Origin of the sequence: Janthinobacterium sp. HH104, assembly GCF_001758715.1 — a bacterium.
GTDB lineage: Bacteria > Pseudomonadota > Gammaproteobacteria > Burkholderiales > Burkholderiaceae_D > Janthinobacterium > Janthinobacterium aestuarii.
In genome coordinates this window covers 91,607-116,040 of the sequence record NZ_LRIB01000024.1, presented here as the reverse complement: position 1 = coordinate 116,040, position 24,434 = coordinate 91,607, and the positions used below count along the sequence as shown (strand labels likewise).

The window sequence follows — 24,434 nt, the reverse complement described above, 5'->3', positions numbered from 1 at the left end:
CCCCCTGCGGGCTAAGCCGACCTACGAAAAAACGCCGGACGGTGCCGGCGTTTTTGGGGTGTTTTTGGGGTGTTCCGGATGGCGGCGCGCTGCCACCCGGATTGCCTCTCTCTCTATATATATGTCAGTCTATATGTCAGTCGCGGATTTCCAGCGCCCGGTTTAGGCTCAGGGCGGCCAGCGAGGCGACGGCACCCGACAGCAGGTAGAAGCTGACATAGGCGAGGCCGAAGTTGGCCGACAGGCCCAGCGCCACGAGCGGGGCGAAGCCGGCACCGACCAGCCAGGCCAGGTCGGACGTCAGGGCCGCGCCCGTGTAGCGGAAGCGGGCAGGGAAGTTGGCCGTCACGGCGCCGGCTGCCTGGCCGTAGGACAAGCCCAGCAGGCTGAAGCCCACGAGGATGAAGACGTCCTGGCCCGTATTGCCGCCACCCATCAGGGTTGGCACGAAGGCGCTGAAGATGGCGATCAGCACGGCCAGCACGCCCAGGGTGGTGCGGCGGCCCACTTTATCGGCCAGCACGCCGGAAATCACCACGCCGACGGCGGCCAGCACGGCGCCCAGCATCTGGATTTGCAGGAAGTCCGAGGCGGAACGCGTCTGGTAGACGGAAATCCACGACAGCGGGAACACGGTGACGAGGTGGAACAGGGCGTAGCTGGCCAACGCGGCGAGGGCGCCGATCAGCACGTTGCGGCCCTGGCCGCGGCTCATTTCAAACACGCTCACGGGCTGCAGTTCGCGTTCGTCGAGCAGGCGCGCATATTCATTCGTCGACACGAGGCGCAGACGGGCAAACAGGGCTACCACGTTGATGGCGAAAGCCACATAGAAAGGATAGCGCCAGCCCCAGTCGAGGAAGTCTTCATCCGTCAGGGTGGTCAGCATGAACCAGAACAGGCCGGCGGCGATCAGGAAGCCAACCGGTGCGCCCAGCTGGCCCAACATGGCGTACCAGCCGCGCTTGTTTTCCGGCGCGTTCAGTGCCAGCAGCGAAGGCAAGCCATCCCACGAACCGCCCAGCGCCACGCCCTGGCCAATGCGCAGCACGGACAGCCAGATGATGGCGGCAAAGCCCAGGTGCGAGTAGGTCGGCAGGAAGGCGATGCCGGCCGTCGACACGCCCAGCAGGAAGAGGGCGAATGTCAGCTTGGCGCTGCGTCCCATGCGGCGCTGGATCTCCATGAAGATCACGGTGCCGAACGGACGGGCGATGAAGGCGAACGAAAAGATCAGGAATGCATATAATGTACCCTCCAGGCGTTCTTCAAACGGGAAGAAGACGCGTGGAAACACCAGCACCGAGGCGATGGCGTAGACAAAGAAGTCAAAGTATTCGGAAGCGCGGCCGATGATCACGCCGACGGCGATCTCACCGGGGTCGATATGCGATTCGACCATGCCGGCCCCGCGTGCGTCGCGCAGGGAGTGGGGGGAAAAGTCGGCGGGTACATCCCCGCTGTGTATGCGCGTGCTGGACATGATGATCGTCTCCAATATAGTTTCGAGTTCGGCCAACGCGTAACATACCCCGGGTGTCTCACGCCCGGAGTAGGACTATTCAATAGATAGCTGTAGGAAAACTCCGCAGCCACCCAGTGAAAATCCGAGCAAGGGGTAGGACAAAACGTCCAATTGCCAACGCGCTCCAGTGAGAATACAGTACCATATCTTCATCCCCTGTACTGGACTTTCCTGTATGTTTTCATTAAAAGTTCGTCGCGGACTGCTTCTTTCACCTCTCGCATTGTTGGCTGGTTGCAATACGGTGGTACTGAATGCGTCTGGTGACATCGCAGTTCAGCAAGGCAATCTGATTGTCATCTCGACATTGCTGATGCTGTTGATTATCGTTCCGGTAATCGCCCTGACCCTGCTTTTCGCATGGCGCTATAGAAAAAACAACACCGCGGCCAAATACGAGCCGGACTGGGACCACTCGACTCGCCTCGAGCTGATTATCTGGGGCGCGCCCCTGTTGATCATTATCGTGCTGGGCCTGCTGACCTGGATCAGTACCCACACCCTCGATCCATACCGCCCATTGAGCCGTATCGACGCCAACCGTCCTATTCCTGCCAGCCACAAGCCGATGATCGTCGAAGTCGTGGCCCTGGACTGGAAATGGCTGTTCATCTACCCGGAGCAAGGCATCGCTTCCGTGAATGAACTGTACGCGCCTGTCGATCGTCCAATCCGCTTCAAGATCACCGCGTCGTCCGTCATGAACTCGTTCTTCATCCCCGCACTGGCAGGTCAGATCTACGCCATGCCGGGCATGGAAACGCAGTTGAATGCCGTCATCAACAAGCCTGGTGTCTACAAGGGCTTCTCCGCGAACTACAGCGGTGCCGGTTTCTCGGGCATGCGCTTCAAGTTCCACGGTGTCAATGATGCGGACTTCGACAAATGGGTGGAATCGGCACGTGCCGGTGGCGGCGCGCTGAACCGCGACGACTACCTGTCGCTGGCCCAGCCTAGCGAACGCGATCCGGTCCGCCGCTACAGCGCCGTGCCTAACGACCTGTACAAGGCAATCCTGAACCGCACCATCGTTTCCGACGCCCTGTGCGTGACGCCGGTCCAGCCATATAAGTTGACGATGGCAAATAGCCCGGTAGCGGCCGTAACGGCAGTAGTCGCTAGCGATGCAGTGGTTGAAAAGGGCGTTCAAGCCAAGTAACAACTGCATGAATCCCGCAGCGCATTGCGCTGCAGATACTGGCGCCGTTTGCCTGGCGCCTCCCTTTTTTCTCTGAGAGTAACAATGCTAGACCATATTGATCTGACGAAGCTTATATTCGGCCGTCTGACTTGGGATGCAATTCCATTTCACGAACCTATCCTGCTGGTGACCTTTGCCATGGTTGCCCTGGGCGGTATCGCACTCGTTGCGGCACTGACGTATTTCCGCGTCTGGGGTACCCTGTGGCGCGACTGGATCACCAGTATCGACCATAAAAAAATCGGTATCATGTACATGATCCTGGGCCTCGTCATGCTGCTGCGCGGCTTTGCCGATGCGCTGATGATGCGTACCCAGCAGGCTGTCGCCTTTGGCGACAATGCCGGCTTCCTGCCACCGCATCACTACGACCAGATCTTCACCGCTCACGGCGTGATCATGATCTTCTTCGTCGCGATGCCTTTCGTGACGGGTCTGATGAACTACGTGGTGCCGCTGCAAATCGGCGCGCGCGACGTGGCTTTCCCATTCCTTAACAACTTCAGCTTCTGGATGACCACCATGGGCGCCGCCCTGGTCATGGCTTCGCTGTTCGTCGGCGAATTCGCCCGCACGGGCTGGCTGGCGTATCCACCACTGTCGGGCATCGTCGGCAGTCCGGACGTGGGGGTAGACTATTACATCTGGTCCTTGCAGATTGCCGGGGTCGGGACGCTATTGTCCGGTGTCAACCTGATCGCCACCATCGTCAAGATGCGCGCGCCAGGCATGACCTGGATGAAAATGCCCGTCTTCACCTGGACCGCACTGTGCACCAACATCCTGATCGTCGCCGCTTTCCCGGTGCTGACGGCTGTGCTGGCCATGCTGTCGCTGGACCGCGTTGCAGGCTTTAACTTCTTCACGACGGAACTGGGCGGCAACGCCATGATGTACGTCAACCTGATCTGGATCTGGGGCCACCCAGAGGTCTACATCCTGATCCTGCCGCTGTTCGGCGTGTTCTCGGAAGTCGTCGCCACGTTCAGCAGCAAGCGCCTGTTCGGCTACGCCTCGATGGTGTACGCCACCTGCGTCATCATGATCCTGTCGTACCTGGTATGGCTGCATCACTTCTTTACCATGGGTTCGGGCGCCAGCGTCAACTCCTTCTTCGGCATCACGACGATGATCATTTCGATCCCGACGGGCGCGAAGATCTTCAACTGGCTGTTTACCATGTACCGCGGCCGCATCCGTTTTGAACTGCCCATGCTGTGGACGATCGGCTTTATGGTCACCTTCACCATCGGCGGCATGACCGGTGTATTGCTGGCCGTACCACCAGCTGACTTCGTGCTGCACAACAGCCTGTTCCTGATCGCCCACTTCCATAACGTGATTATCGGCGGCGTGGTCTTCGGTGTCTTCGCTGCGATTAACTACTGGTACCCGAAAGCCTTCGGCTACAAGCTCGACGTGTTCTGGGGCAAGTGCTCGTTCTGGTTCTGGTTCGTCGGCTTCTACCTGGCCTTCATGCCGCTGTACGTGCTGGGCCTGATGGGCGTGACCCGTCGTGTCAACCACTTCGAAGATCCATCGTTGCAAATCTGGACCATCATCGCCTGGTTTGGCGCCGTCTCGATCGCACTGGGTATTGCTTCCATGCTGATCCAGTTCTTCGTCAGCTACCGCAACCGTCACGCTCTGCGCGACGTGACCGGTGACCCATGGGGTGGCCGTACGCTGGAATGGTCGACGTCGTCGCCACCGCCAGACTATAATTTCGCCTTTACGCCACAAGTGCACGAACTCGATGCATGGACTGACATGAAGAAACACGGTTACCAGCGTCCGACGTCCGGTTTCACGAAGATCCACATGCCGAAGAACACCTGGGCTGGTTTCGTGATCGCCGCACTGTCCGCACTGGTCGGTTTTGGCCTGATCTGGCAAATGTGGCTCGTCGCCAGCATTGGCTTCGTGATTATGATGGTTACCATCATCGTCCATACCTTTAACTACAAGCGCGATTACTACATTCCTGCGGAAGAAGTGGTCCGTACCGAAGACGCTTATACTAAATTGCTGAGCAGCCATGTCTGATACCATCGCCCATAACACCGGCGCCGCTGGCGCCGCACCAAGCACGCGCAGCTACTTTGTGCGCGAGCACCACCCGGAAAACGGCAGCCTGCTGGGTTTCTGGCTCTACCTGATGAGCGATTGCCTGATCTTCGCCTGTCTGTTCGCCACGTACGCCGTGGTCGGCCGCAGCTACGCGGACGGCCCGACGGGCGCCGCGCTGTTCGACCTGCCGCTGGTGGCCGTCAACACGGCCATGCTGCTGCTGTCGTCGATCACCTACGGCTTCGCCATGCTGGCCATGCAGCGCAAGCAATTGCGCAGCACCCTGGTCTGGCTGGGCATCACGGGCCTGTTCGGCCTGGCCTTCCTGTCGCTGGAAATGTATGAATTCATTCATCTGATCCACGAAGGCGCCGGTCCGCAGCGCAGCGCGTTCCTGTCGTCGTTCTTCGCCCTGGTCGGTACCCACGGCTTGCACGTGACGTTCGGCGTGATCTGGCTCGTGACCTTGATGTTCCAGTTGAACAAGCATGGCCTGACCCCGGAAAACGGCCGCCGCATGATGTGCCTGTCGCTGTTCTGGCACTTCCTGGACGTCATCTGGATCGGCGTCTTCACCTTTGTCTACCTGATGGGAGTGCTGCCATGAGCGACCACCACACACACGGCGATAGCCACCACCATGACAACCACGATCATGGCAGCCTGAAAAGCTACACGATCGGTTTCATCCTGTCGGTGATCCTGACGGCCATTCCGTTCTGGCTGGTGATGACGAAAGCCATCACCAACTCGGGCACCATGGGCCTGGTCCTGCTGGCGTTCGCGGCTGTTCAAGTCGTGGTACACATGGTGTACTTCCTGCACATGAACACCAAGTCCGAAGGCGGCTGGAACATGATGGCGCTGATCTTCACCATCATGATCGTGGGCATTGCCATGGCCGGTTCCCTGTGGGTCATGTACCACATGAACCACAACATGATGCCGGATCTGATGCCTGAGTACATGCATACGAAAACGGCTCCATGATGAGTAATACGCGCCCAAGCAACACCGGGCGCGCCCCTGGCGCCGCATCGCAAGATGCCGCGCCAGGCCCACGCGGCATGGCTGTGCGCTACGCATTAGCCTTGCTGGCGGGGATCTTGTTTGCCGGTTTCTGTGCCTTGGGCACCTGGCAAGTCAAGCGCCTGTTCTGGAAGCTTGACCTGATCGAGCGCGTCGAACAACGCGTACATGCGCCCGCAACGGACGCCCCTGGACCCGCAGCCTGGGCCAGCATCACGCAGCAAACGGACGAATACCGCCATGTGCGACTCTCCGGTACCTATCTCCCCATTTTTAATACCCTGGTGCAAGCAACGACGGCACTGGGCAGCGGTTACTGGCTGATGACGCCCTTGCGTCTGGCCGATGGCAGCACCGTGCTGGTCAACCGCGGCTTCGTGCCGAAACGCGAAGGCATCGCCGCCAGCACGCCGGCCGGCATCGTGCACGTCGACGGCTTGCTGCGCGTCAGCGAGACGGGCGGCGGCTTCCTGCGCGAAAACAGTCCCGCCACGCAACACTGGTATTCGCGCGACGTGGCCGCCATCGGCGCCTCGCACATGCTGAGCAACGTGGCGCCGTATTTTGTCGACGCAAAGGCCAAATCGGAAACGGCCGTTGATGCACCCGTCGGCGGCCTGACCGTGATTTCCTTCCACAACAACCACCTCGTGTACGCCCTGACGTGGTTCGCGCTGGCCCTGATGGTGGCCGGCATCACGTGGTGGCTCGTGCGCGAGGACAAGCGCCGCCGCGCGCGCCGTAATGCCGGTCTTCAAGAGAGTGACCATGCCGGGCAGGATTGAGATCCTGCCCAACCGCGAAGTGTTAGAGCGCGGCGCGGTGGCGGCCGAGATGGAACATCCGGCCGGCCACCAGAACATGAAGCTGCTGATCCAGCTGCGCTGGCTGGCCGTTATCGGCCAGATCAGCACGATCTTCGGCGTGGGCGTGGGACTGGGCATCGCCTTGCCCGTGCCCTACATGCTCGAAGTGCTGTCCTGCCTCATCGCTTTTAACCTTGCCAGCCTGCTGCGCTGGCATGAACGCCAGCCCGTTTCCAACACGGCCCTGTTCCTCGCTCTGCTGGTCGACGTCACCGTGCTGACGGCCCAGCTCTACCTGAGCGGCGGCATCAGCAACCCGTTTGCCTTCCTGTACCTGCTGCAAGTCATCCTCAGCGCCGTGCTGCTGGAAGTGTGGTCGACCTGGATCATGGTGGCCATCACGAGCCTGTGCCTGGCCGGCCTGGCCTTGCTGCCCGGCCCCTTGATTCTGCCGATCGACCCCGAGCGGGGCTTTTCCAGCCTCTACGTGCAGGGCTTGCTGATCTGCTTTATTTTGAATGCCGCCTTGCTGGTGGTGTTCATCACGCGCATCAACCGCAACCAGCGCGCCGGCGACGCCAAGGTGGCGGACTTGCGCCAGCGCGCGGCGGAAGAAGAGCACATCATCCGCATGGGCTTGCTGGCCTCGGGCGCCGCGCACGAGCTGGGCACGCCGCTGGCAACCCTGTCCGTCATCCTCGGCGACTGGCGCCGCATGCCGGAACTGAGCAAGAACAGCGAATTGCTGGAAGAAATCACGGAAATGCAGGCCCAGTTGCAGCGCTGCAAGAGCATCGTCAGCGGCATTTTATTGTCGGCGGGCGAGGCGCGCGGGGAATCTTCCGTGAAGACGACGATCAATACCTTCCTCAACGACCTGGTCGACGAGTGGCGCACCAGCCGCCCGATCCAGGGTTTCGAATACGATAACCGCATCGAGCACGACGTGCCCGTCGTCTTCGATTCGACCCTGAAGCAAACCATCTGCAATGTGCTCGACAATGCGCTGGAAGCGTCGCCCGAGTGGCTGCGTTTCGAAGCGACGCGCGAAGCGGATGCCTTGCACCTGGTCATTACCGATGCGGGCCCCGGCTTCGAGCCGTCGATGCTGACGCACCTGGGTAAACCGTACCAAAGCAGCAAGGGCAAGCCCGGCGGCGGCCTCGGTTTGTTCCTGGTGGTCAATGTCGCGCGTACCCTGGGCGGCACGGTGACGGCACGCAACCGGGTGCAGGGCGGGGCGGTGGTGCACCTGGCCTTGCCGCTGGCGGCCATCAAACTGGAAAGAGAAAGCGACCACCATGCAGGATGACCGTCTGTTACTGATCGTGGAAGACGATGCCGCGTTTGCCCGCACCCTGGGCCGCTCGTTCGAACGGCGCGGCTACCAAGTCATCCTGGCCACCAATTTCGACGAAGCGAGCGCCTTGCTCGAGCAGCATTGCCCCGACTACGCCGTCGTCGATTTGAAGTTGAATGGGAACACCTCGGGCCTGGCCTGCGTGCAGATGCTGCACCAGCATGACCCGGACATGCTGATCGTCGTGCTGACCGGCTACGCCAGCATCGGCACGGCCGTCGAAGCGATCAAGCTGGGTGCCTGTCAGTACCTGGCGAAACCGTCGAACACGGACGACATCGAAGCGGCCTTTGGCCACGTGGCCGGCAATGCCGACATCGAACTGACGAACCGCGCCACCAACATCAAGACGCTCGAATGGGAACGCATCCACGAAATGCTGGCCGAGACGGATTTCAATATCTCGGAAACGGCCCGCCGCCTCGGCATGCACCGGCGTACATTGGCGCGCAAGCTGGAGAAGCAGCGGGTGAAGTAAGGCGTTTCCCTGCAAACCTCGCCTGATAAAACCGCGAAGTGTGGCGCGAGCCGGAGTGTTGTTATTTTTGACGCCTGCCCCGATACGGGAGTGAATGGATGACCAGGGCACTGGGAATGACAGCATCGACGTTGCCAAAGATACGGGTACCATTTTCGTCCTTGAGCATCATTCCTGAATCGACGTCTCCGTCAAGATTGAGGACGGCATTCAGGCCGGTGCCCAGGGCGCCACCCGGGCGAAGTATCTCCGCCAGATCAAACAGTGAGGCGCTCGTCGTCTGTATCAGGTACACCCATCCCTTTTGATCGATACCCACCAGCGAGCGTACGGCCCTGACCGATTGTTGCGACTTGCGTATGCCGTTCACACCATTTTTTTCAATGACCATTGGGCCGGACTGAATGGCAGATAGGCAGTCGGTCGTGGCGATGGCGCTGATTTCATCGATGGCGATGCGTCCATCGCGGTGGATGCAGATGACCCCTCTGATTTTTGTTGAATCGTTGATGATTTTCGAGGTATGTTTGCCTTCGGATAAAATCAAGCCGGTCGGTATCGGCTTGATGAGGGAGCGCGTGTAGCCACCGTTAATTGCCGCAGCAGGAGTAATCAGGCGCATCACTTCTCGCAGGCTGAAGGCGATCTGCATGGAATTCTTGTCATGCGGATTGGACAAGTAGCGCACGTCAACGACCGATATGCGCACCAGCGCGGGATTGACACGGATAAGGTGAAAATCCACGGAATCGGCACTGCTTTTGTTCACCGCAACGGTTGCGTCGCTGATCTCTATGCCGGGCGCCACTTTTTTGTACTGCAACGGAATGCCTGCACTTGCCGATGGCATTGCAATGGTCGCCAGCACCGAGATGCCCAGGTAAACAAGTTGCCTTTTGAAATGGGACATTTATTGTTGCCTCATTTTTTTGTTTCTGACGATAATGACGCACGTAATGATGACATCCTTGTTCTGTACATCGGTTGGGCTGATCGATAGCAGATGCAGGTTGGGCAATCTTTTATGTTTGGAAAACTGGTCAAAGTTGAGTTTTTTGGCTAGCGAGATATTCAAAACGGGACGGCTCATTGGAATGGAATGATCGGAACCTCCGTCGTCATCGATCGGTTTCTGGTCCACGGTTGCCACATATCGAAAGTCGAGTTGTTCTGTGTCGACGTAGATGGTCAGTTCAACTTCCTGCTCGGGAGTCGAATAGAAAGGGATATTGTTGTCATTGAATTTGCCCCTGGCCGGCAGAATCATCACCTTCGTATAGCCGGAGTCCACATGATCATGCAGGAAGTCCAGAACGTTGGTTTTCAAGGCAGTCGATTCCTTGCTATCCGTATCGGTGCTCAATTTCAGCAATTCTTCCCGTATCAGCGATGGTGGATAGATATATTTTACGATCGGTGTAAAAATGAGTTCTTTGTATCCAATCCCCATGAATCCTAGCGCTCCAAGTAGAAATGTCAATGTGCCAATTTGTGCGGCCAGGAGTTTTAATTTGCGTTTGACGTACAGTTCCATCTGGGCATTAAAGTCAGCATCCTTCTGGCTGGAATCACGCTCGTTGCTGGATGCTTCCATGGGGCGCTCCGGAAGTAAAATAAGGACGGCAGCAAAGGAATACGAGCAATCAATGTCTCCAAAAAACGGTTGCAGCCATGGGGCGCTACATCCGTGGTTAATTCTTGCAGCTGCAGCTGCTTTGGTGCTGATAAATATCTAGATATCCTGCTAAACGGGGGCTATTTCCTGTTTCCATGCGCGGCTCGCCAGCAGCAAGATCATTGAAAACGCGGCAGGCAATGTGGCGACAATGCAGGGTACGCAGGCTAATTGTTATCGAATGTCAGTTCGATCATACTGTCATCGCTCCAATCCTGCTCCCGCAACGGTGGCGTGAACGACGAACCGCTGAAGGGCACGGGCGCGCTTTTGCCGTTGTAGCTGATGGTCGCGGCCGTGATGCGCCGTGGTTCGGAAAAGCTGTAGGTTCCCTTTTGCGACACGAAATTGCAGGGTCCGCCCAATGCGCCCATCGCCGTGCGCATAGCAAAAGGCAAGGTGTCCTTGTCGATGGCCCAATGGACTTCGCACGCCAGCCGCAGGTCGCCCAGGCGGCGCAACGTGTCGCTGGACGCCGCGCTCCTGACGTAGGGAATCCACCTGACCGAGCCCGCCTTGCGGTTCACGGTCAGCTCGGCCTTTTCATACAGCGGTCCCTGTTCGACGGGCAAGGTGAAGATATTGCGCTCCCCCATCGGTATGGCCATAGCCGCGTCATCGCTTTCCAGCCGCAGCGCGATGGCGTGCATGTCGACGTCGGCACGGCGCGGCTCCAGGATGAAGCGCAGCTGCGCGCCTGGCGCCAGCGCATGTTTTTCCTCGAAGCGCTTGACGCCCTTGAGCATGGCACTGTAGGGCTTCCAGTCCGGGTCGCGGATGCCCTTTACATTGACGGACGCCGCGACATCCTGAGCGGATGGCTCCGTGGCTTGCGCCGTATCCGCCTGGGCCTGTACCGCGGCGCCGTATAAACACAGCATAAGACCAGCTATTGCACGCATATTCATCCTGTTCATTTGAATCCCAAGTAATCTCACCTTGGCAGAGTGTAGAAAAAAACACAGGCGCCAGGTGGTTTTTAAGACAGGATGTCAATCGGGATGAATGGAGTGCTTGAAATCGCGTTTATCCGGATTCACCATCAATGATCCGCAGCTTGCACGGCGGCGCCCGATGTGACCAGGACTTCATGTTCATAGGCGCCCAGATGGCCGTAATGGCCTTTGGGACTGAGATAACCGGCAATATGCACGCGCGGCTGCTCATAGCTTGAATTGGGCGCCACCAGGCCGACGTCCCGCCACCCGACGCTGCCGAAGGAGTTGAACCACCATGCTCTGGCGTCAAGGTCGAGATCAGTATGGGCCGGTTGGAAAACGCTCTTTTCAAAGCCCCGCGACCAGACGCCATCGCGCTCGATGGCACGGTAGCCATAGCCTGCCATGATGTTGGTCCGTTCGGACGGATGATCGCGCCAATAGCGTTGGCCATTCACGTAGGCATCACGCATGGCGGCCGATTGCGTCACGATGCCGCCTGAGGGATGGGTCAAGCCTTGAAAGAACCATTGCGCGTAGTCGGCTGGCGGCGTGGATGCTTGCTTGTCCGCCGCCTGTGTTTGCGCAAACGCATGGGCATATTCAAGAACGATATCGGGAATATTCGCTGCGCTCGCCTTGCCGGCAAGGACAGTCAACAGCAGGAGTGTCGAGATAGATCGCAGCATCGCTTTGCACCTTTCTACTGATTAATACCTATGCCGGCGCCAGCCATTCCATCTTCTGCACCTGGATATGCGGATGGCTTTCCAGCGCTTCCCACTCCGGCAAAAAGACAAAGCCCTGTTTCCGGTAAAACGCGGCGGCGCGTGCATTTTCCGGCGCCACGTCGAGCACTGCCGACAGCGCATTGTTTCACGGCGTCGACCAGGCCCTGCGCCACGGCCATGCCCCGATATTCGCGATGCACCCACATGGCGATCAGGTGGCACTCGCCATTGCCGGCCACCACTTGCGCGGCCAGGCCGATGGGGTGTTCTCCGCCAAAGGCGAGGAAAAACGTGCGCTGGGGCGTGCTGGTGGCGCGCTGCTGCCAGTCGGCATCGGAAAAACCGGCGGCGCTGGCGTGGCTGGCGCCAAAGGCCGTGGGCGCGTCGAGCAGGGCGGCCAGACGCGTGGACTTCAGTGCCGGCCAGTCGGCGGCAGTGGTGGGGTGTATCAGCATGCTCAATTGAAGACGATCGCCGTCTTGTGCTCGATGCTGAGCCGGCATGCCTCGTACGCGGCCAGCCAGGCGACCAGTTCGCGCTCCAGGCCGTCCTCCGCGTCGATGCGCGCATTGATGCGGGCCGCTTCTTCATCGCTCAGTTCGTTACCCAGCAGGAAGATGCCCAGCGCGGGCGCGACCGTGACCAGTTCAGCGCGCAGGCTGTACGAGGAGCCCAGCATGCCACCCAGCAGCGCGTGTTCCTCATCGGCAAAAATGACTTCCTCGAAGACCAGGGGGAAATAAAAACCTTCGCAATCGGAATGGCAGATCAGGTGGCTGTCAAAGTCATCTTGCGCGGCATCGAGCACCGGATCCTCGCTTGCATCCTCGCCGTCGGCCAGTGGCGTGGCACGCCATTGCGCATCGAGGCGCGCATGGGCATACGCGCGGCGCAGCGTGTGCAGGAAGCTGTATGGAAAGGAATCGAGCATGACGCGCGAGTCCAGTTGCGGCAGCGCAGCTGGTTCGTTGTGCTGTGGCAATCCCGCCTTTTGCAGCAGCAGATTGGCTTCCTCCAAAGCGGTGACGAGCCACTGCGCGCCTTCCGGGTCTTCTTCCAGCAGGTCGGCAAGGGCGCCGACCGAAATTGCCAATCCCATCATGAACTCCTCTAGTTGCAGCTGCGCATCAGTCTAAACCATTTGCCTTTAATCATCATTTACGATTGATCCCACACTTCGATGGTCAGCAGCTGACCGGGCTTACAGGCGGCGATGCGGTCCTGGTGCACGGTAATGCAGCCGGGCCAGCCTGTGAGCCGGTCCTGCGGAAATTCGCCATCCTGCGCTTCGGCGATGCCCGCCTGCAGCAGGGGCACGACGACGTTCGCCAGCGCCGTGTAGCGGTTGGGAAAGCCGTTGAAAGCCAGCTGGGTTGCCTTGCCATCGTGGCACAGCTGGGCGATCCAGTCGGCGCCGAACAGGCCCGCTTCCCACGTGGCGAGAAAAGCGTCCTTGTTGACTTTCGTCATGTCGGCCATTTGCTCCGGCGTGTCTGTCGAGATAATGGTCCACCAGCCTGACATGGATTTTCCTTGTGAAAAGTAAAAAATTAACGGGTCATGGCGCGGCGCAGCAGGTAGCTGAGGCCATCGACGGCGGCCACCATCAGCAGCATGGCGACGATGACGGTAGCGGCGTTTTGCATCTGGAACAGCGACAGATGGTATTTCAGCATTTGCCCCAGGCCGCCAGCACCGACGACGCCGAGGATGGCGGCTGCGCGGATATTGTTTTCCCAGCGGTACAAGGTGTACGACATCATCTGCGGACCGCACTGGGGCAAGGTGGCGTACAGGAAGGCCACGGCAGGACGCGCGCCATTGATGCGCAAGGTGGTGGCCGGCAAGGGCGGGCAATTCTCAAACGCATCGGCAAACAACCGGCCCAGCACGCCCATCGTATGCAGCGCCAGCGCCAGGGTGCCCGCGAACGGGCCCAGGCCGGCGGCGATCAGCAGAATCGAAGCCCATACCAGTTCGGGAATCGAGCGCAGCACGTTGAGTATCGCGCGCGTGGCATTGCGCGCCAAGCGACCAAAGCGGCCGCTGGCGGGCAGGGCCAGCAGCGCGCCCACGAGTGCCGCGATCACCGTGCCGATGGCCGACATGGCCAGTGTCTCGAACGTGGCGACGCCCACTTTCATGAGGAAGTTCGGCGCCAGCTCGGGCGGGGCGAAGCCGTGCAGGAAGTCGGCGCTCGTGCGCACGGCGTCCGCGCTGAAGAACTCGCCCCATTTCAGGGGCAGGGTGGCGAAGCTGGCGATGACCAGCAGCAGCAAGCCGGCCAGCAAGGCCCAGGTCGACCACCGCACGGGCGATGGGGTGGGCAGCATGGCGTCAAGGTGATGCTTCATGCCAGCCTCCGGCGCAGCATGGCGGACACGGCGTCGGCGCCCGCCACCAGCAGCACGAACACCATCAGCATGGTGGCCAGTTCACTGCCCGCCATCATCTTCATCGATTCATCCATGCGCTGGCCCAGGCCGCCCGCGCCGACAAAACCCATGACGACGGAGCCGCGGATCGCGCATTCCCAGCGGTAAATCGTGTATGACACCAGTTCGGCGGCCGATTCGGGCAGGGCGCCGTACAGCAAGGCTTGTAATCTGCCGCTGCCATTGTGGAGCAGGGCGTTGCAGGCGGACGCATCCGACGATTCAAGGATTTCCGCGTAGACCTTGCCCAGCATGCCGCAATAGGTGAGCGCAATGGCGATCACGCCCGCCGTCGGTCCCAGGCCGACGATGCGCACCAACAGCAAGGCCCAGACCAGTTCCGGCACGCTGCGCAGCAGCACCAGCAGCGCGCGCACGGCGTGGCGCACGCTGGCAGCCAGCGGCGACACTCGGCCAGAGCCGATGCGCGAAATCGACAGCCGCTCCGTCACCAGCAGTGTCAATGGAATGGCGCCCAGCATGGCCAGCGCCATGCCGGCCGTGGCCATGGCTATGGTTTCCCAGCTGGATACGGCTACCAGTTGCAGGAATTCCAGCGAGTGGGCGGGTGGCACGAAGCTGGCGATGAATTGCCAGGTGGCGGCCAGGCTTTGCGCATCCCATAAAATCCACGGCTTGAATTCGGCCTGTACCAGCATCGGCCACAGCACGAGCAGCACGACGGCGCCGCCGGTCAGGCGGCCGCGCCAGGCGGGGTCGCGTGGCATGGCGGCGCTCTTCAGCAAAGGGGCCTCGCGGCGTCCAGCTTCGTTTCCACGGCCTCGAATTGCGGAGCGGGATCGGCCTTGTTGCGGTACAGTTCGGCGATCATCGCGTCGCTGACCTTGGCGCCAGGCAAGTCGAAGACAATCTCGCCATCGCGCAGGGCGACGATGCGCGTAAAGCAGGCGCGGGCGATTTCCACCTGGTGCAGGCTGCAGATCAGGGTGGCGTTGCGTTCCGTTGCTTCGGCCTGCAGCACATGGATCGTCTGCAAAGCCAGTGTGGGGTCGAGCGCGGACAAGGGTTCGTCGACAAGGAACACCTCCGCGTTCGACACGAGCGCGCGGGCCATGCCGCAGCGCTGGCGTTCGCCGCCGGACAGGCGGTCGACACGCGCATACAGTTTATCCTGCAGGTTGAATTTACCGAGGGCTTCCCACGCGGCGCGCGGATCGGCCGGCGCCAGCAGCGAGCGGATAGCCGTCCACAAACTCCATTGCGGCAAGCGGCCCGCCAGCACGGCGTTGACGACCCGCTGGCGCGGCGGCAGCGGCGGCGTCTGCGGTGCCAGGAACAGGCGCGCGCGCAAGCGGTGGCGCGCGGCGCTGGCGACTTGCCAGGGTGAAGTGCCAAGAATGTTCAATGTACCCGATTCCGGGCGCAGCGCGCAGGCCAGGGTGTGCAGCAAGCTGGTCTTGCCAGCGCCGGAAGGGCCGATCAGGGCGATCTGTTCACCTTGGGCCACGTCCAGGCTGAGTTCGCGCAGGGCCAGCGCATTGCCGGGCGCACCCGCGTGGTGGACGCTGACCTTGTGAAGTTGGAATGTCATGCGATGTTTCGGTTTTTTTTGGGGCGGTGTCGGATTACACGGCTGCGCCGCTAATCCGACCTACGCCATACAACGGACAGCGTAGGTCGGATTAGTCCGCAGGACGTAATCCGACAGGTTCGGCAATAAAGTTACTTCAACAGCTTCGCATCGCGCGCGGCCGCTTCGATATCCTTGTAGTTCTCGGCCTTGGTCGGGATGAACTTGGTGGCGCGCTGCAATTCGAGGATTTCCTTGCCTTCAGTCGTCGATGGGTCCAGCGCCAGGAAGGCGTCCGTCAGTTTCTTGCGCACGGCGGGGTTCATGTCGGCGCGCACGCTCCAGTTGTAGTCGTAGTAGCCTGGTGTCGTGTAGAACACGCGCACCTTGCTTGGGTCGACCTTTTTCGCTTCGACCAGTTTTTCCCAAACAGAAATGTTCAAGGTGCCCGCATCGACCTTGCCGCCGGCCACTGCCGCCACGGTGGCGTCATGCGCGCCGGAAAACGCGATGCGCTTCATGTCCGTGTCAGGATTGATCTTGGCTGCCAGCAAGTAGTAGCGTGGCATCAAGTGGCCCGAGGTCGACGATTCCGAGCCGAACGTGAAATTCTTGCCTTTCAGGTCGGACAACTGGTTGATGTCCTTGCTGGTGGTCACAAAAACCGAGCGGAATTTCGTGTCTTCCTCGCGCTGCACCAGCGGGACGATCTTGCCGCCGCTGCGCACGTTCGCTTGCACGAAGGTAAAACCGCCGAACCAGACCATGTCGAGCTTGTTATTGATCAAGCCTTCCACGGAGGCCGCATAATCGGTGACAGGCGTGAATTCCACCTTCATGCCCAGCTTTTTCTCCAGGTAGCTGCCCAGCGGCTTGAACTTGCGCTGCAATTCCGTCGGCGCTTCGTCGGGAATGGCGGACACGCGCAACACTTGCTGCGCTTGCGCCAGGCCGCTGTGGATGGCCAGGGTGGCGGCGACGGTGGCCAGGATGGCGGGAAATTTCGAGAATGTGGTCATGGGACTGCCTTTAAAAAATTGTTCATTAAAATACGGAAACCCCGGTCGTGCCTTCCAGCACGTCGCCAATCACTGTGGCGTCGGCAAAACCTTCTGCGCGGAAAATCGCCAGCACTTGCTCGACGGCTTCCGGCGCGCAGGCCACCAGCAGGGGGCCGGCCGTTTGCGGGTCCGTCAGAATCGCCTTGTCGATGGCGCTCAGGCTGTCGGCCAGCGCCACTTGCGCGCCATATCCCTGCCAGTTGCGGCCGGAGGCGCCCGTGATGTTGCCGTTTTGCGCCAGTTGCTGCACTTGCGGCAGCAGCGGCACGGCATCCATGGCGATACGCGCCTGCAACTTGGCGCCGCGCGCCAGTTCCAGGGTATGGCCCAGCAAGCCGAAGCCCGTCACGTCCGTCAGCGCATGCACGCCATCGAGCAGGGCCAGCTTCTTGCCCGGGGTATTCAATTTGGTGGTGTTGTCGATCAGGGAAGCGTAACCGCCCGCATCGAGCGCATTCTTCTTCAGCGCGGCCGACAGGATGCCCACGCCGATCGGCTTGCCCAATACCAGTTTGTCGCCGGCGCGTGCGCCCGCGTTGCGCTTCACTTGCGACGGGTGGACCAGGCCCAGCACGACGAGGCCATAGATCGGTTCGACGGAATCGATGGTGTGGCCGCCCGCGATGGGAATGCCGGCCTGGGCGCAGATGGTTTCGCCACCTTTTAATATGAGGCCGATGGTTTCCACCGGCAGCTTGTTGATCGGCATGCCGACCAGGGCCAAGGCCATGATGGGCGTGCCGCCCATGGCGTACACGTCGGAAATGGCGTTCGTGGCGGCGATGCGGCCGAAGTCGAACGGATCGTCGACGATGGGCATGAAGAAATCCGTCGTGGCGATCAGTGCCTGCTCGTCGTTGAGCTGGTAGACGGCCGCATCATCCGAGGTTTCTATGCCGACCAGCAATTCCTTCGGCAGGGGAAAGCCGCCGCTGCCCTTTAAAATGTCGGCCAGCACGCCCGGTGCAATTTTGCAGCCGCAGCCGCCGCCATGGGCAAATTCGGTCAATCGGATCGGTGTATTAGGTGTTGCTGCGCTATCGGACATGGTCTTCATCCTGCTGAAATAGGTAATTGGGTGGCAAGCCAGGCATCACGCGGCGCTGGCGGTACGGTTGCCGCCGACGATAGCACATAATGCGCGTGCGGCTTGCTCAAAGGCATGTTCTGAAATATCGGGCAGCACCAGCGGCGTCGCCTGGGCGTAGCGGCTGAAGTTGCGGGCGATCGACTGGCGGTAGACGGGGTCGTAATGCTGGACCAGCAATTCTTCCACCAGCTCGGCCATGCGGCCAGAGGTGGCCAGTTGCTGCCAGTGGGCAATTTTTTCCTTGCCATGCAGCTGCGTCAGCAGGGCCAGCTGCACGTTCAGGCGGGCCGGGTCGCCGACGAAATGCGCATAGTCCTGCATCAGCAATTGCACGCGCTGGTCCGTGGCCAGGAGCACGTCCGTGCAATCGGCCGCGCGCATCTTTTCCATCAGCGCATCGGGCACGCGCAAACGGCCCACTTTCTTGCTTTCCGATTCGATGAACACGGGCAGCTGCGGGTCGAAAGTGTGCAGTTGCTGCCACAGCGCGCTTTCAAACGCTTTTTGCGATGGCTGGTCTTCCTCGGGCAAGCCGCCCAGCACGGAACCGCGGTGGGCCGCCAATTGCTCCAGGTCGATCACTTGCGCGCCTTGCGTGTCCAGCACTTGCAGCAAGCGGCTCTTGCCGCTGCCCGTGGGGCCGCACAGCACATTGATGAAGTCGAAGCGCTCGGGCAGGGTGGCCAGCTCGGCGTTCACGTGGCGCCGGTAATCCTTGTAGCCGCCCTCGAGCTGCGTGACGGGCCAGCCGATGCGCGCGAGGATGTGCGCCATGGCGCCGCTGCGGTTGCCGCCGCGCCAGCAATAGACGAGCGGTTTCCAGTGCTGCGGATGACCGAGCAAACCGTCTTCGATATGCCGCGCAATATTCTTCGCCACCAGCGCCGCGCCCAGTTTTTTTGCCTCGAAGGCGCTCGTCTGTTTATATAAGGTGCCCACGCGCACGCGCTGTTCGTCGTCGAGCACGGGCAGGTTGATGGCGCCCGGCAAGTGGTCTTCCGCGAACTCGGACGGGCTGCGCACATCGATGATGGCATCGAACTCGCTCAAGCGGGGCAGGATATCGCTGAAAGGCTGAACTGCGGGGTATTTCATCGTGGCGCGGGTGCTGGCAAGGGGAAAGACGTATTATCCCCGATAAACGCCCGTGCCGTCAGTCCCTGCAAGCAATGGACCTCAGGCGGCTCAAGCCGCATCCGTTCCCAGGGTGGCCAGTTCCGTGCTGGCGGCCGTCGCCATCAGGGCAATGACGACCGCGGCGTCGCCCGCGTCCAGGTCGCCGCTGACCTCGAGCAAGTCGCTGACGAGAAAATTGACGGCGTTGCGCACGCCTGAAATGCTGGCGGCGAGGCCCTGGCAATCCGTGCCCAGCTGCTGGCACGCCGCCTTCATGCCATTGAAGGCGCCGATCTGGCCATTCAAGCCGCCGATCTGGCCTTGCAGGTCGCTGACATCGGACTTCCATTTCAAGTACAGGCCCAGCGCCACGGCCAGGCCGACGAGGCCGAACGGACCCAGCGCCAGCAGATAGTAATAGCGCTTCTGCGCCGCATCGAGTTCGCTTTGCGCGTCGCCCAGTTGCCCCTGCAAGGCCGTGACCTGGCTTTGCAAGCCCGCTTCGACACCGGCAAGCTGGTTGAAATAGCCCATCAATTGCGCCGTTTGCGCCGTCAGCGTGCCGGCCGTGCCGTTGGCCGTGCCTTGCAGCTGCTGTGCCTGCTGTTGCAGGGCCGACATCGCCGCCTTGATATCGGGCAGCGGCGCTTGCGCCGCCAGCATGCTTTGTACTTGCGCCAGCTGCGGCGTTGCCGTCTGGACGAAGGCGGCAACAGCCTGTTGCAGCGCGCGCGTCTGCGTCACCATGGGCTGGATCAAGGCGTTGCAGCCGGCCTGGATCTGCTGGGCGGCTGGCGGCAAGCCACCAAGGGCCGCGATCTGCTGCTGCGCGGCCAGCAGGTTGGCGAGGGTTTGCGTCAGCAGGCCGGCCATGGCGCTCACGCCGCCGCGGCAACGGCCGCTTCGCCCACCGTCTGGCCCTTGGGTGCGACGATGCTGGTGACGCCCGTCATCTGGCCCTTGATGGTGGTGATGTCCGTGGTGACGGCTTGCATTTCCGTGTTGGCGGCCGTCAGGAACAGGGTGCGGATGGTGTCCGTGTTTTGTATGCCTTGCTGCAGGTCGCTGATCAGGCTGCCCAGGTCGCTGCTGAGAAATTCCCACGCGTTTTCCATCTGCGTGGCCGATTGCACGGCCGCCTGCACCTGGTTCGACAGGCTGGCATAGCCGCTGCTGATGCCGGTGGCCAGCTTGACTTCGGCCGTCAGCGACGCTTCCTGTCCCAGCAGGGTCGCCTTTTCATCGTTGAGGTTTTTCAGGGTGATGGCCGACGCCACTTCGCCGCCTATACCGGCGGCCACGACGGCAACACCGGCCACCACGAGCGGCGTCGACGTGCCTGCCGTGACGAAATCGGCCACGCCGCCGACGACGACCATGAAGGTGCCGCCCACGATGGCCAGCCCGCTCAGCACGGTGCCGGCAATGGCGCCGTCGATCTGTCCCTGGATGGTACCGAGCTGGCTGTTGATGGAGCTGAGCACGCCATTGTCGCCATTCACGGCCGCGTTCAAGTCGCTGACGGTGGTGGAAAACGAGGCGGAATCCGTGGTCAGGTTGTCGTGCAAGGTCTGCAGGGCGCTGACGACGCCATTCGCGGCCGTCTGGTATTGCTGGGATTGCTGTTGCAGCGCCGTCAGGGTAGCGATCCATTGCGCCTCCGTCGAGCCGGTTGGCAAGGCCGTCAGCACGGCGTTGTTGAGCGCGTAGTAATTGCCGATATTGGCGATGTTGGCAATGATCGTGGGCTGGATGACATTCAGGTAGGCCGTGGCGTGGGTTTGCGCCTGGCTCAGGCCATCGTTGATTTGCGACTGGTATTTCAGCAAATTGGCGTCGCCCGAAAAATCCACGCTGGGCTGCTCGTTGATGCTGTTGGCGTAGGTTTGTATCAGCAGCGCTTGTGAACACTGCGATTTGTTGGCGGTGCTGATGCCTTGTGCTGCCTGGTTTTGATTCGACATGCGCGGCTCCTGGTCGGATGGGTCATTGTGTGGGCGGTCGGATAAACAAGCGGTGGCGCACCGTTCAGGAAGCGCCTGTCATGGCTTGCTCCAGCGGCGCCAAGCTGGCGGCCAGCAGCTGCCACGCCGTGTTGGCGTAGTCGAGCTGCCCGCCCAGCGTTTCGGTGTCGGCGCTGCTGGCCATGCCGGCGACGGCATCGGCAAAGGCGGCCAGACCGGCGCTGATGCCCGTCGCTGGCGGTGCTTGCGGCGACTGGCCCCAGTCCTCGGCCAGTACCTGGGCCGTGTCGAGTGCGTTGTGAAAGGCGCTGCTGAACTGGCTGTTCTGTACCTGCACCACCTTGGCCACGGCCACCAGCGCATCGGCGCCGGCCAGCTGCTGGTAGGCGCTGGCCAGCAGGGCATTGTTGGCGTTCAGGGCCGCGCGGGCCTGGGCCGTTTCGGCCACGCCCTGTTCCGCCGCATCGATGCCTTGCACCACGAAGTCGCCCGATGGCGCGGTCTTTCCATCACCCTGGGCATCGCTGATGGTGGTCATGGTCTTGACGATCAATTCCGTCACGGCAGCGCCCGTCTTGTTGGCACCGGCGACGATATCGGCGATATTCGTGTTGATGGCGGCTTTCAGCTGGTCGATGCTGGCCGATGACGCGCTGGCGGCGGCGCCGAGGGCGGCGATGGTGGCGGACAGCGCCGTATTGAAGCCCGCGTTGAGCGGCGCCAGTTCGCCGGCGCTGACGCGCATGTCGCCCGTCAGCGCCTGGGCTTGCTGGTTGATGTGCCCCGATTGCACGGCCAGTTGCCGGTAGACCTGCGCGATGTCGGCGCGTGTGCCGGCATCCAGCGCCGCTTGCGCCAGCCGGGGCCGTTGCAGCTGGTAGGCGGCGTTCCATAGCGCGGCAAAGGCCGTCGCCTGGCTCAGCAAACCGATGTAGGCGGGCAAGATGCGGTCGCCGGCGGTCATCGCGCGGCTCTTCATTTGCGACTGGAACTGGCTGACCTGGTAGGCCAGGCCGGCATCGACTTGGGCATCAAGGTCGAGATTGGCCTGCTGCTCCAGCAGATCGGCGGCCGTCTGCGTGAACAGGAACTGGTCGCTGGCGGAAAAATAGTCGACTTGCAGGGCCTGCGGCCCTGGATTGGATGTGCTTGCCATAGGGTTTCCGGGAGGGTGGGCGAACGGGAGTCCGCACACTATCGCCCAACCCGCGCTTGCCGCTTTGACCTGCCGCAATCGAGCCGAGGGAACGTTAAGCTAGCAAGCGCCCCAGCAGCGGCGCCAGCAGCACCGTCACGACACCGGAAAAAATCATCGTCAGGCTGGCCACGGCGCCTTCTTCCGTGCCGATCCGGCGCGCCACGGACAAGCCAAAGCCGTGCGCAGCCGCGCCATACGGCGCGCCACGGGCGATGCGCATGCGCAAGGGCAGCAGTTTCAGCAGCGGTTTGCCCAGCATCAGGCCGAACAGGCCCGTCATGACGACGAAGATGCCCGTCAGCTGGGCCGAGCCGCCCATATGGCGCGACGCTTCCAGCGCGAACGGTGTCGAGACAGATCTGGCCAGCAGGCTGCGCGCCATGTCGCCATGCACGCCCAGCAAGCGGTCCAGCAGCAGGGTGGCGGCGACCGACGCGACGATGCCGGCGCAGCTGCCCAGCGACAGGGCCAGCCAGTGCTTGCGGATCAGCTTGCGCTCCTGGAAGATCGGGAGCGCGAAGGCGATGGTGGCCGGTCCCAGCAGCCACGGCAGCCAGTGCGTCTCGCCGAAATACGTGGCGAACGGCGTCGAGGTGGCCTGCACGATGACGATCAGTAACGCCGAGGTGCAGATGGCGGGCGTGAGCAAAAAGTGCGGATGGCGGCGGTGCAGCGCCTGGTTGGCGTAGAACAGCACCAGGGTCAGCAGCAAGAACAGCAGGGACAGGAGCACGGTATTCATGCCTGCGCCCTCGCTGCGCGCTGGCGCAGCAGTTTGTGCAGGCGCAACTTGCGTTCATAGCGGCACACCCATTCCACGGTGAAGGCCGTGGCCAGCATCACGCTGGCAAAGCCCAAACCGATATTTACGAACAGCATTACACCCTGTGACTTCAACAGCTGAGTAAATTGCACCACGGACACGACCAGCGGGATAAAGAACAGCAGCATATTGGCCAGCAGCCAGTTCGCGCCCAGTTCGATGGCGGCGGGCCGCACCCAGCCTGCCAGCAGCAAGGCCACCAGCACGAACAGACCCACGACGCCGCCGGAAAACGGCAAGTGCAGGGCGGAGGCGGCCTCGTCGGCCAGCCACCAGGCGGCGATCAAGATGCCCACTTGCCACACGGTCTGCGCGGGCTGGCGCCAGGCAGGGACGGAGAGTGGGGCGGTAGTGGAATAAGGGACGGCTTTCACGGCAGGCTTTCTAGCGGCAAGGGGAAGGTTTCATTGTAGGGACCCCGCATCAAAAGATAAAATGACTTAAACTCATGATTATCATTCGAGTTTGGAATGCATCATGGATATCCGCTCCCTGCGCTACTTTGTCGAAGTGGTCGAGCAAGCCAGTTTTACGCGCGCGGCCGCCAGGCTGCACGTGACGCAGCCCACCGTCAGCAAGATGGTCGCCCAGCTGGAACAGTCGCTGGACCTGGCCTTGCTGGACCGCGCGGGCAAGCGCTTTACCCTGACGGACGCGGGCAAGGTGGTGCTGTCGCGCGCGCATGAATTGCTGGCCCTGCACGCGGAACTGAAGGTGGAATTGCGCGACTTGCAGCAGCTGGAACGGGGGGAACTGCGCGTTGGCGTGTCGCCGCAGACGCACTCGACCCTGGCGCCGTGGCTGGCCGAGTACCATCAGCGCTATCCCGGTATCGAGCTGAAGATGTATGAAAGCGGCACACAGGCGATCGAGCGCGACTTGCGCACCGGCACGGTGGAACTGGGCACCATGCTCGACTACCCGGGCAATGCGGCCACGTGGCAGGATTTCGAAGCCTTGCCCCTCGTGCGCTCGCCGCTGTGCCTGCTGGCCGCGCCCGGCTCGCCGTGGCAGGGGCGCGCTTCCGTGGCCCTGGCCGAGCTGGCCGACAGTCCCTTCATTTTCTACGGCGCCGCGTTTGCCTTGAACGACATCGTGCTCGACGCCTGCCAGCGGGCCGGTTTCGCCCCGCGCATCACGGGCCGCAGCGGGCAGTGGGATTTCATTGCCTCGCTGGTGCAGCTGGGCGTGGGCATATGCCTGCTGCCGAAGATGTATTGCGATACCCTGGATCAAACGCAATTTACAGTCATTCCCCTCGATGGTCCCCCTGTGGAGTGGAATCTGATGCTGGCCTGGCGCCGCGGAGGGCGGCTGTCGTTTGCCGCCCGCGCCTGGCTCGAGCTCGTCAGGGTGCGCATGGCGCAGCCCGGGCGATTACAATAGCCGCTCGCCAACCACCG

Annotated in this window: 27 protein-coding genes; 8 read left to right on the top strand and 19 right to left on the bottom strand. The window is 61.5% G+C overall.

Going from position 1 to position 24,434, the window contains the following annotated elements; genetic code table 11:
* Positions 1-136 precede the first annotated feature (136 nt).
* The gene (locus JAB6_RS09045) at positions 137-1,483 is read right to left on the bottom strand and encodes an MFS transporter (RefSeq protein WP_070302334.1); all 1,347 of its coding nucleotides are present in this window, start codon (positions 1,481-1,483) and stop codon (positions 137-139) included.
* Positions 1,484-1,700: 217 nt separating this feature from the next.
* On the opposite strand from JAB6_RS09045, the gene cyoA reads away from it, so the two are divergent.
* The 7 genes from cyoA (at position 1,701) to JAB6_RS09010 (ending at position 8,469) form a co-directional block, all read left to right on the top strand.
* Positions 1,701-2,684, top strand: a complete 984-nt coding sequence (cyoA, locus tag JAB6_RS09040) for a ubiquinol oxidase subunit II (protein ID WP_083292615.1) — start codon at positions 1,701-1,703, stop codon at positions 2,682-2,684.
* 84 nt (positions 2,685-2,768) lie between these two features.
* Positions 2,769-4,772, top strand: coding sequence for a cytochrome o ubiquinol oxidase subunit I (gene cyoB / locus JAB6_RS09035; RefSeq protein WP_034748052.1), 2,004 nt, complete (start codon positions 2,769-2,771; stop codon positions 4,770-4,772).
* Positions 4,765-5,403 carry a cytochrome o ubiquinol oxidase subunit III gene (cyoC, locus tag JAB6_RS09030; protein WP_034788486.1) on the top strand — a complete coding sequence of 213 codons (639 nt, stop codon included), beginning with the start codon at positions 4,765-4,767 and terminating at the stop codon, positions 5,401-5,403. The genes cyoB and cyoC overlap by 8 nt, the downstream gene beginning before the upstream one ends.
* Positions 5,400-5,786: a cytochrome o ubiquinol oxidase subunit IV gene (gene cyoD, locus JAB6_RS09025; RefSeq protein ID WP_034748058.1), complete on the top strand. Its 387-nt coding sequence runs from the start codon at positions 5,400-5,402 to the stop codon at positions 5,784-5,786. The genes cyoC and cyoD overlap by 4 nt, the downstream gene beginning before the upstream one ends.
* Positions 5,783-6,610 (top strand): SURF1 family protein, encoded by an 828-nt coding sequence (locus JAB6_RS09020; protein WP_083292616.1) that lies wholly within the window; start codon positions 5,783-5,785, stop codon positions 6,608-6,610. Before cyoD ends, JAB6_RS09020 begins: the two co-directional genes overlap by 4 nt.
* Positions 6,594-7,943, top strand: a complete 1,350-nt coding sequence (locus tag JAB6_RS09015) for an ATP-binding protein (protein WP_034748064.1) — start codon at positions 6,594-6,596, stop codon at positions 7,941-7,943. The genes JAB6_RS09020 and JAB6_RS09015 overlap by 17 nt, the downstream gene beginning before the upstream one ends.
* Positions 7,933-8,469: a response regulator transcription factor gene (locus JAB6_RS09010; protein WP_034748067.1), complete on the top strand. Its 537-nt coding sequence runs from the start codon at positions 7,933-7,935 to the stop codon at positions 8,467-8,469. The genes JAB6_RS09015 and JAB6_RS09010 overlap by 11 nt, the downstream gene beginning before the upstream one ends.
* A 61-nt stretch (positions 8,470-8,530) precedes the next feature.
* Here JAB6_RS09010 and JAB6_RS09005 read toward each other — a convergent pair whose 3' ends face one another.
* The 18 genes from JAB6_RS09005 to JAB6_RS08920 form a co-directional block, all read right to left on the bottom strand.
* A complete protein-coding gene (locus JAB6_RS09005; protein ID WP_070302338.1) occupies positions 8,531-9,379 on the bottom strand; it encodes a phosphodiester glycosidase family protein in 849 nt (282 codons plus the stop codon).
* Entirely contained in the window at positions 9,380-10,063 is a 684-nt protein-coding gene (locus tag JAB6_RS09000; protein ID WP_070302340.1) for a hypothetical protein, read from the bottom strand.
* 248 nt (positions 10,064-10,311) lie between these two features.
* The gene (locus tag JAB6_RS08995) at positions 10,312-11,025 is read right to left on the bottom strand and encodes a hypothetical protein (protein WP_070302342.1); all 714 of its coding nucleotides are present in this window, start codon (positions 11,023-11,025) and stop codon (positions 10,312-10,314) included.
* A 161-nt stretch (positions 11,026-11,186) separates the two neighbouring features.
* Complete coding sequence (locus tag JAB6_RS08990; protein WP_139143326.1) at positions 11,187-11,771, bottom strand: hypothetical protein; 585 nt, start codon at positions 11,769-11,771, stop codon at positions 11,187-11,189.
* Between the two features lie 14 nt (positions 11,772-11,785).
* Entirely contained in the window at positions 11,786-12,268 is a 483-nt protein-coding gene (locus JAB6_RS08985; protein WP_217494614.1) for a GNAT family N-acetyltransferase, read from the bottom strand.
* A 2-nt stretch (positions 12,269-12,270) separates the two neighbouring features.
* Positions 12,271-12,915, bottom strand: coding sequence for a hypothetical protein (locus JAB6_RS08980; RefSeq protein ID WP_254671527.1), 645 nt, complete (start codon positions 12,913-12,915; stop codon positions 12,271-12,273).
* 56 nt (positions 12,916-12,971) lie between these two features.
* On the bottom strand, positions 12,972-13,337 hold the full coding sequence (locus JAB6_RS08975; RefSeq protein WP_070302348.1) for a hypothetical protein: 366 nt from the start codon (positions 13,335-13,337) through the stop codon (positions 12,972-12,974).
* Positions 13,338-13,363: 26 nt separating this feature from the next.
* Complete coding sequence (gene phnE, locus JAB6_RS08970) at positions 13,364-14,167, bottom strand: phosphonate ABC transporter, permease protein PhnE (RefSeq protein ID WP_070302350.1); 804 nt, start codon at positions 14,165-14,167, stop codon at positions 13,364-13,366.
* On the bottom strand, positions 14,164-14,976 hold the full coding sequence (locus tag JAB6_RS08965) for an ABC transporter permease (RefSeq protein WP_070302415.1): 813 nt from the start codon (positions 14,974-14,976) through the stop codon (positions 14,164-14,166). Before JAB6_RS08965 ends, phnE begins: the two co-directional genes overlap by 4 nt.
* A gap of 11 nt (positions 14,977-14,987) precedes the next feature.
* Positions 14,988-15,800 (bottom strand): phosphonate ABC transporter ATP-binding protein, encoded by an 813-nt coding sequence (locus tag JAB6_RS08960; protein ID WP_070302351.1) that lies wholly within the window; start codon positions 15,798-15,800, stop codon positions 14,988-14,990.
* A 131-nt stretch (positions 15,801-15,931) separates the two neighbouring features.
* The gene (locus tag JAB6_RS08955; protein ID WP_070302353.1) at positions 15,932-16,798 is read right to left on the bottom strand and encodes a putative selenate ABC transporter substrate-binding protein; all 867 of its coding nucleotides are present in this window, start codon (positions 16,796-16,798) and stop codon (positions 15,932-15,934) included.
* Positions 16,799-16,823: 25 nt separating this feature from the next.
* Positions 16,824-17,888 carry a selenide, water dikinase SelD gene (gene selD / locus JAB6_RS08950; RefSeq protein WP_070302355.1) on the bottom strand — a complete coding sequence of 355 codons (1,065 nt, stop codon included), beginning with the start codon at positions 17,886-17,888 and terminating at the stop codon, positions 16,824-16,826.
* A 45-nt stretch (positions 17,889-17,933) separates the two neighbouring features.
* Complete coding sequence (gene mnmH, locus JAB6_RS08945; protein WP_070302357.1) at positions 17,934-19,025, bottom strand: tRNA 2-selenouridine(34) synthase MnmH; 1,092 nt, start codon at positions 19,023-19,025, stop codon at positions 17,934-17,936.
* A gap of 90 nt (positions 19,026-19,115) precedes the next feature.
* On the bottom strand, positions 19,116-19,928 hold the full coding sequence (locus tag JAB6_RS08940; protein ID WP_139143327.1) for a hypothetical protein: 813 nt from the start codon (positions 19,926-19,928) through the stop codon (positions 19,116-19,118).
* Positions 19,925-21,010, bottom strand: a complete 1,086-nt coding sequence (locus JAB6_RS08935) for an HBL/NHE enterotoxin family protein (RefSeq protein ID WP_070302362.1) — start codon at positions 21,008-21,010, stop codon at positions 19,925-19,927. Before JAB6_RS08935 ends, JAB6_RS08940 begins: the two co-directional genes overlap by 4 nt.
* 64 nt (positions 21,011-21,074) lie before the next feature.
* Positions 21,075-22,166, bottom strand: coding sequence for a hypothetical protein (locus tag JAB6_RS08930; RefSeq protein ID WP_070302363.1), 1,092 nt, complete (start codon positions 22,164-22,166; stop codon positions 21,075-21,077).
* Positions 22,167-22,260: 94 nt separating this feature from the next.
* Entirely contained in the window at positions 22,261-22,950 is a 690-nt protein-coding gene (locus JAB6_RS08925; RefSeq protein ID WP_070302365.1) for an LrgB family protein, read from the bottom strand.
* Entirely contained in the window at positions 22,947-23,405 is a 459-nt protein-coding gene (locus tag JAB6_RS08920; RefSeq protein ID WP_070302367.1) for a CidA/LrgA family protein, read from the bottom strand. The genes JAB6_RS08925 and JAB6_RS08920 overlap by 4 nt, the downstream gene beginning before the upstream one ends.
* A gap of 103 nt (positions 23,406-23,508) precedes the next feature.
* On the opposite strand from JAB6_RS08920, the gene JAB6_RS08915 reads away from it, so the two are divergent.
* Entirely contained in the window at positions 23,509-24,417 is a 909-nt protein-coding gene (locus tag JAB6_RS08915) for a LysR family transcriptional regulator (protein ID WP_070302369.1), read from the top strand.
* The last annotated feature ends 17 nt before the right edge of the window (positions 24,418-24,434 follow it).

Excerpts from the sequence above, each read along its gene's own strand:
- JAB6_RS08985 (WP_217494614.1), bottom strand. The coding sequence starts at position 12,268 with ATGCTGATACACCCCACCACTGCCGCCGACTGGCCGGCACTGAAGTCC.
- cyoC (WP_034788486.1), top strand. The coding sequence starts at position 4,765 with ATGTCTGATACCATCGCCCATAACACCGGCGCCGCTGGCGCCGCACCA.
- JAB6_RS08935 (WP_070302362.1), bottom strand. The coding sequence starts at position 21,010 with ATGTCGAATCAAAACCAGGCAGCACAAGGCATCAGCACCGCCAACAAA.
- phnE (WP_070302350.1), bottom strand. The coding sequence starts at position 14,167 with ATGAAGCATCACCTTGACGCCATGCTGCCCACCCCATCGCCCGTGCGG.
- mnmH (WP_070302357.1), bottom strand. The coding sequence starts at position 19,025 with ATGAAATACCCCGCAGTTCAGCCTTTCAGCGATATCCTGCCCCGCTTG.
- JAB6_RS08925 (WP_070302365.1), bottom strand. The coding sequence starts at position 22,950 with ATGAATACCGTGCTCCTGTCCCTGCTGTTCTTGCTGCTGACCCTGGTG.
- JAB6_RS08990 (WP_139143326.1), bottom strand. The coding sequence starts at position 11,771 with ATGCTGCGATCTATCTCGACACTCCTGCTGTTGACTGTCCTTGCCGGC.
- JAB6_RS08975 (WP_070302348.1), bottom strand. The coding sequence starts at position 13,337 with ATGTCAGGCTGGTGGACCATTATCTCGACAGACACGCCGGAGCAAATG.
- JAB6_RS09015 (WP_034748064.1), top strand. The coding sequence starts at position 6,594 with ATGCCGGGCAGGATTGAGATCCTGCCCAACCGCGAAGTGTTAGAGCGC.
- JAB6_RS08965 (WP_070302415.1), bottom strand. The coding sequence starts at position 14,976 with ATGCCACGCGACCCCGCCTGGCGCGGCCGCCTGACCGGCGGCGCCGTC.
- JAB6_RS08995 (WP_070302342.1), bottom strand. The coding sequence starts at position 11,025 with ATGCTGTGTTTATACGGCGCCGCGGTACAGGCCCAGGCGGATACGGCG.
- JAB6_RS08930 (WP_070302363.1), bottom strand. The coding sequence starts at position 22,166 with ATGGCAAGCACATCCAATCCAGGGCCGCAGGCCCTGCAAGTCGACTAT.
- JAB6_RS08980 (WP_254671527.1), bottom strand. The coding sequence starts at position 12,915 with ATGATGGGATTGGCAATTTCGGTCGGCGCCCTTGCCGACCTGCTGGAA.
- JAB6_RS09010 (WP_034748067.1), top strand. The coding sequence starts at position 7,933 with ATGCAGGATGACCGTCTGTTACTGATCGTGGAAGACGATGCCGCGTTT.
- JAB6_RS09000 (WP_070302340.1), bottom strand. The coding sequence starts at position 10,063 with ATGGAAGCATCCAGCAACGAGCGTGATTCCAGCCAGAAGGATGCTGAC.
- JAB6_RS08955 (WP_070302353.1), bottom strand. The coding sequence starts at position 16,798 with ATGACCACATTCTCGAAATTTCCCGCCATCCTGGCCACCGTCGCCGCC.
- JAB6_RS09020 (WP_083292616.1), top strand. The coding sequence starts at position 5,783 with ATGATGAGTAATACGCGCCCAAGCAACACCGGGCGCGCCCCTGGCGCC.
- JAB6_RS09045 (WP_070302334.1), bottom strand. The coding sequence starts at position 1,483 with ATGTCCAGCACGCGCATACACAGCGGGGATGTACCCGCCGACTTTTCC.
- JAB6_RS08915 (WP_070302369.1), top strand. The coding sequence starts at position 23,509 with ATGGATATCCGCTCCCTGCGCTACTTTGTCGAAGTGGTCGAGCAAGCC.
- cyoB (WP_034748052.1), top strand. The coding sequence starts at position 2,769 with ATGCTAGACCATATTGATCTGACGAAGCTTATATTCGGCCGTCTGACT.
- cyoA (WP_083292615.1), top strand. The coding sequence starts at position 1,701 with ATGTTTTCATTAAAAGTTCGTCGCGGACTGCTTCTTTCACCTCTCGCA.
- cyoD (WP_034748058.1), top strand. The coding sequence starts at position 5,400 with ATGAGCGACCACCACACACACGGCGATAGCCACCACCATGACAACCAC.
- selD (WP_070302355.1), bottom strand. The coding sequence starts at position 17,888 with ATGTCCGATAGCGCAGCAACACCTAATACACCGATCCGATTGACCGAA.
- JAB6_RS09005 (WP_070302338.1), bottom strand. The coding sequence starts at position 9,379 with ATGTCCCATTTCAAAAGGCAACTTGTTTACCTGGGCATCTCGGTGCTG.
- JAB6_RS08960 (WP_070302351.1), bottom strand. The coding sequence starts at position 15,800 with ATGACATTCCAACTTCACAAGGTCAGCGTCCACCACGCGGGTGCGCCC.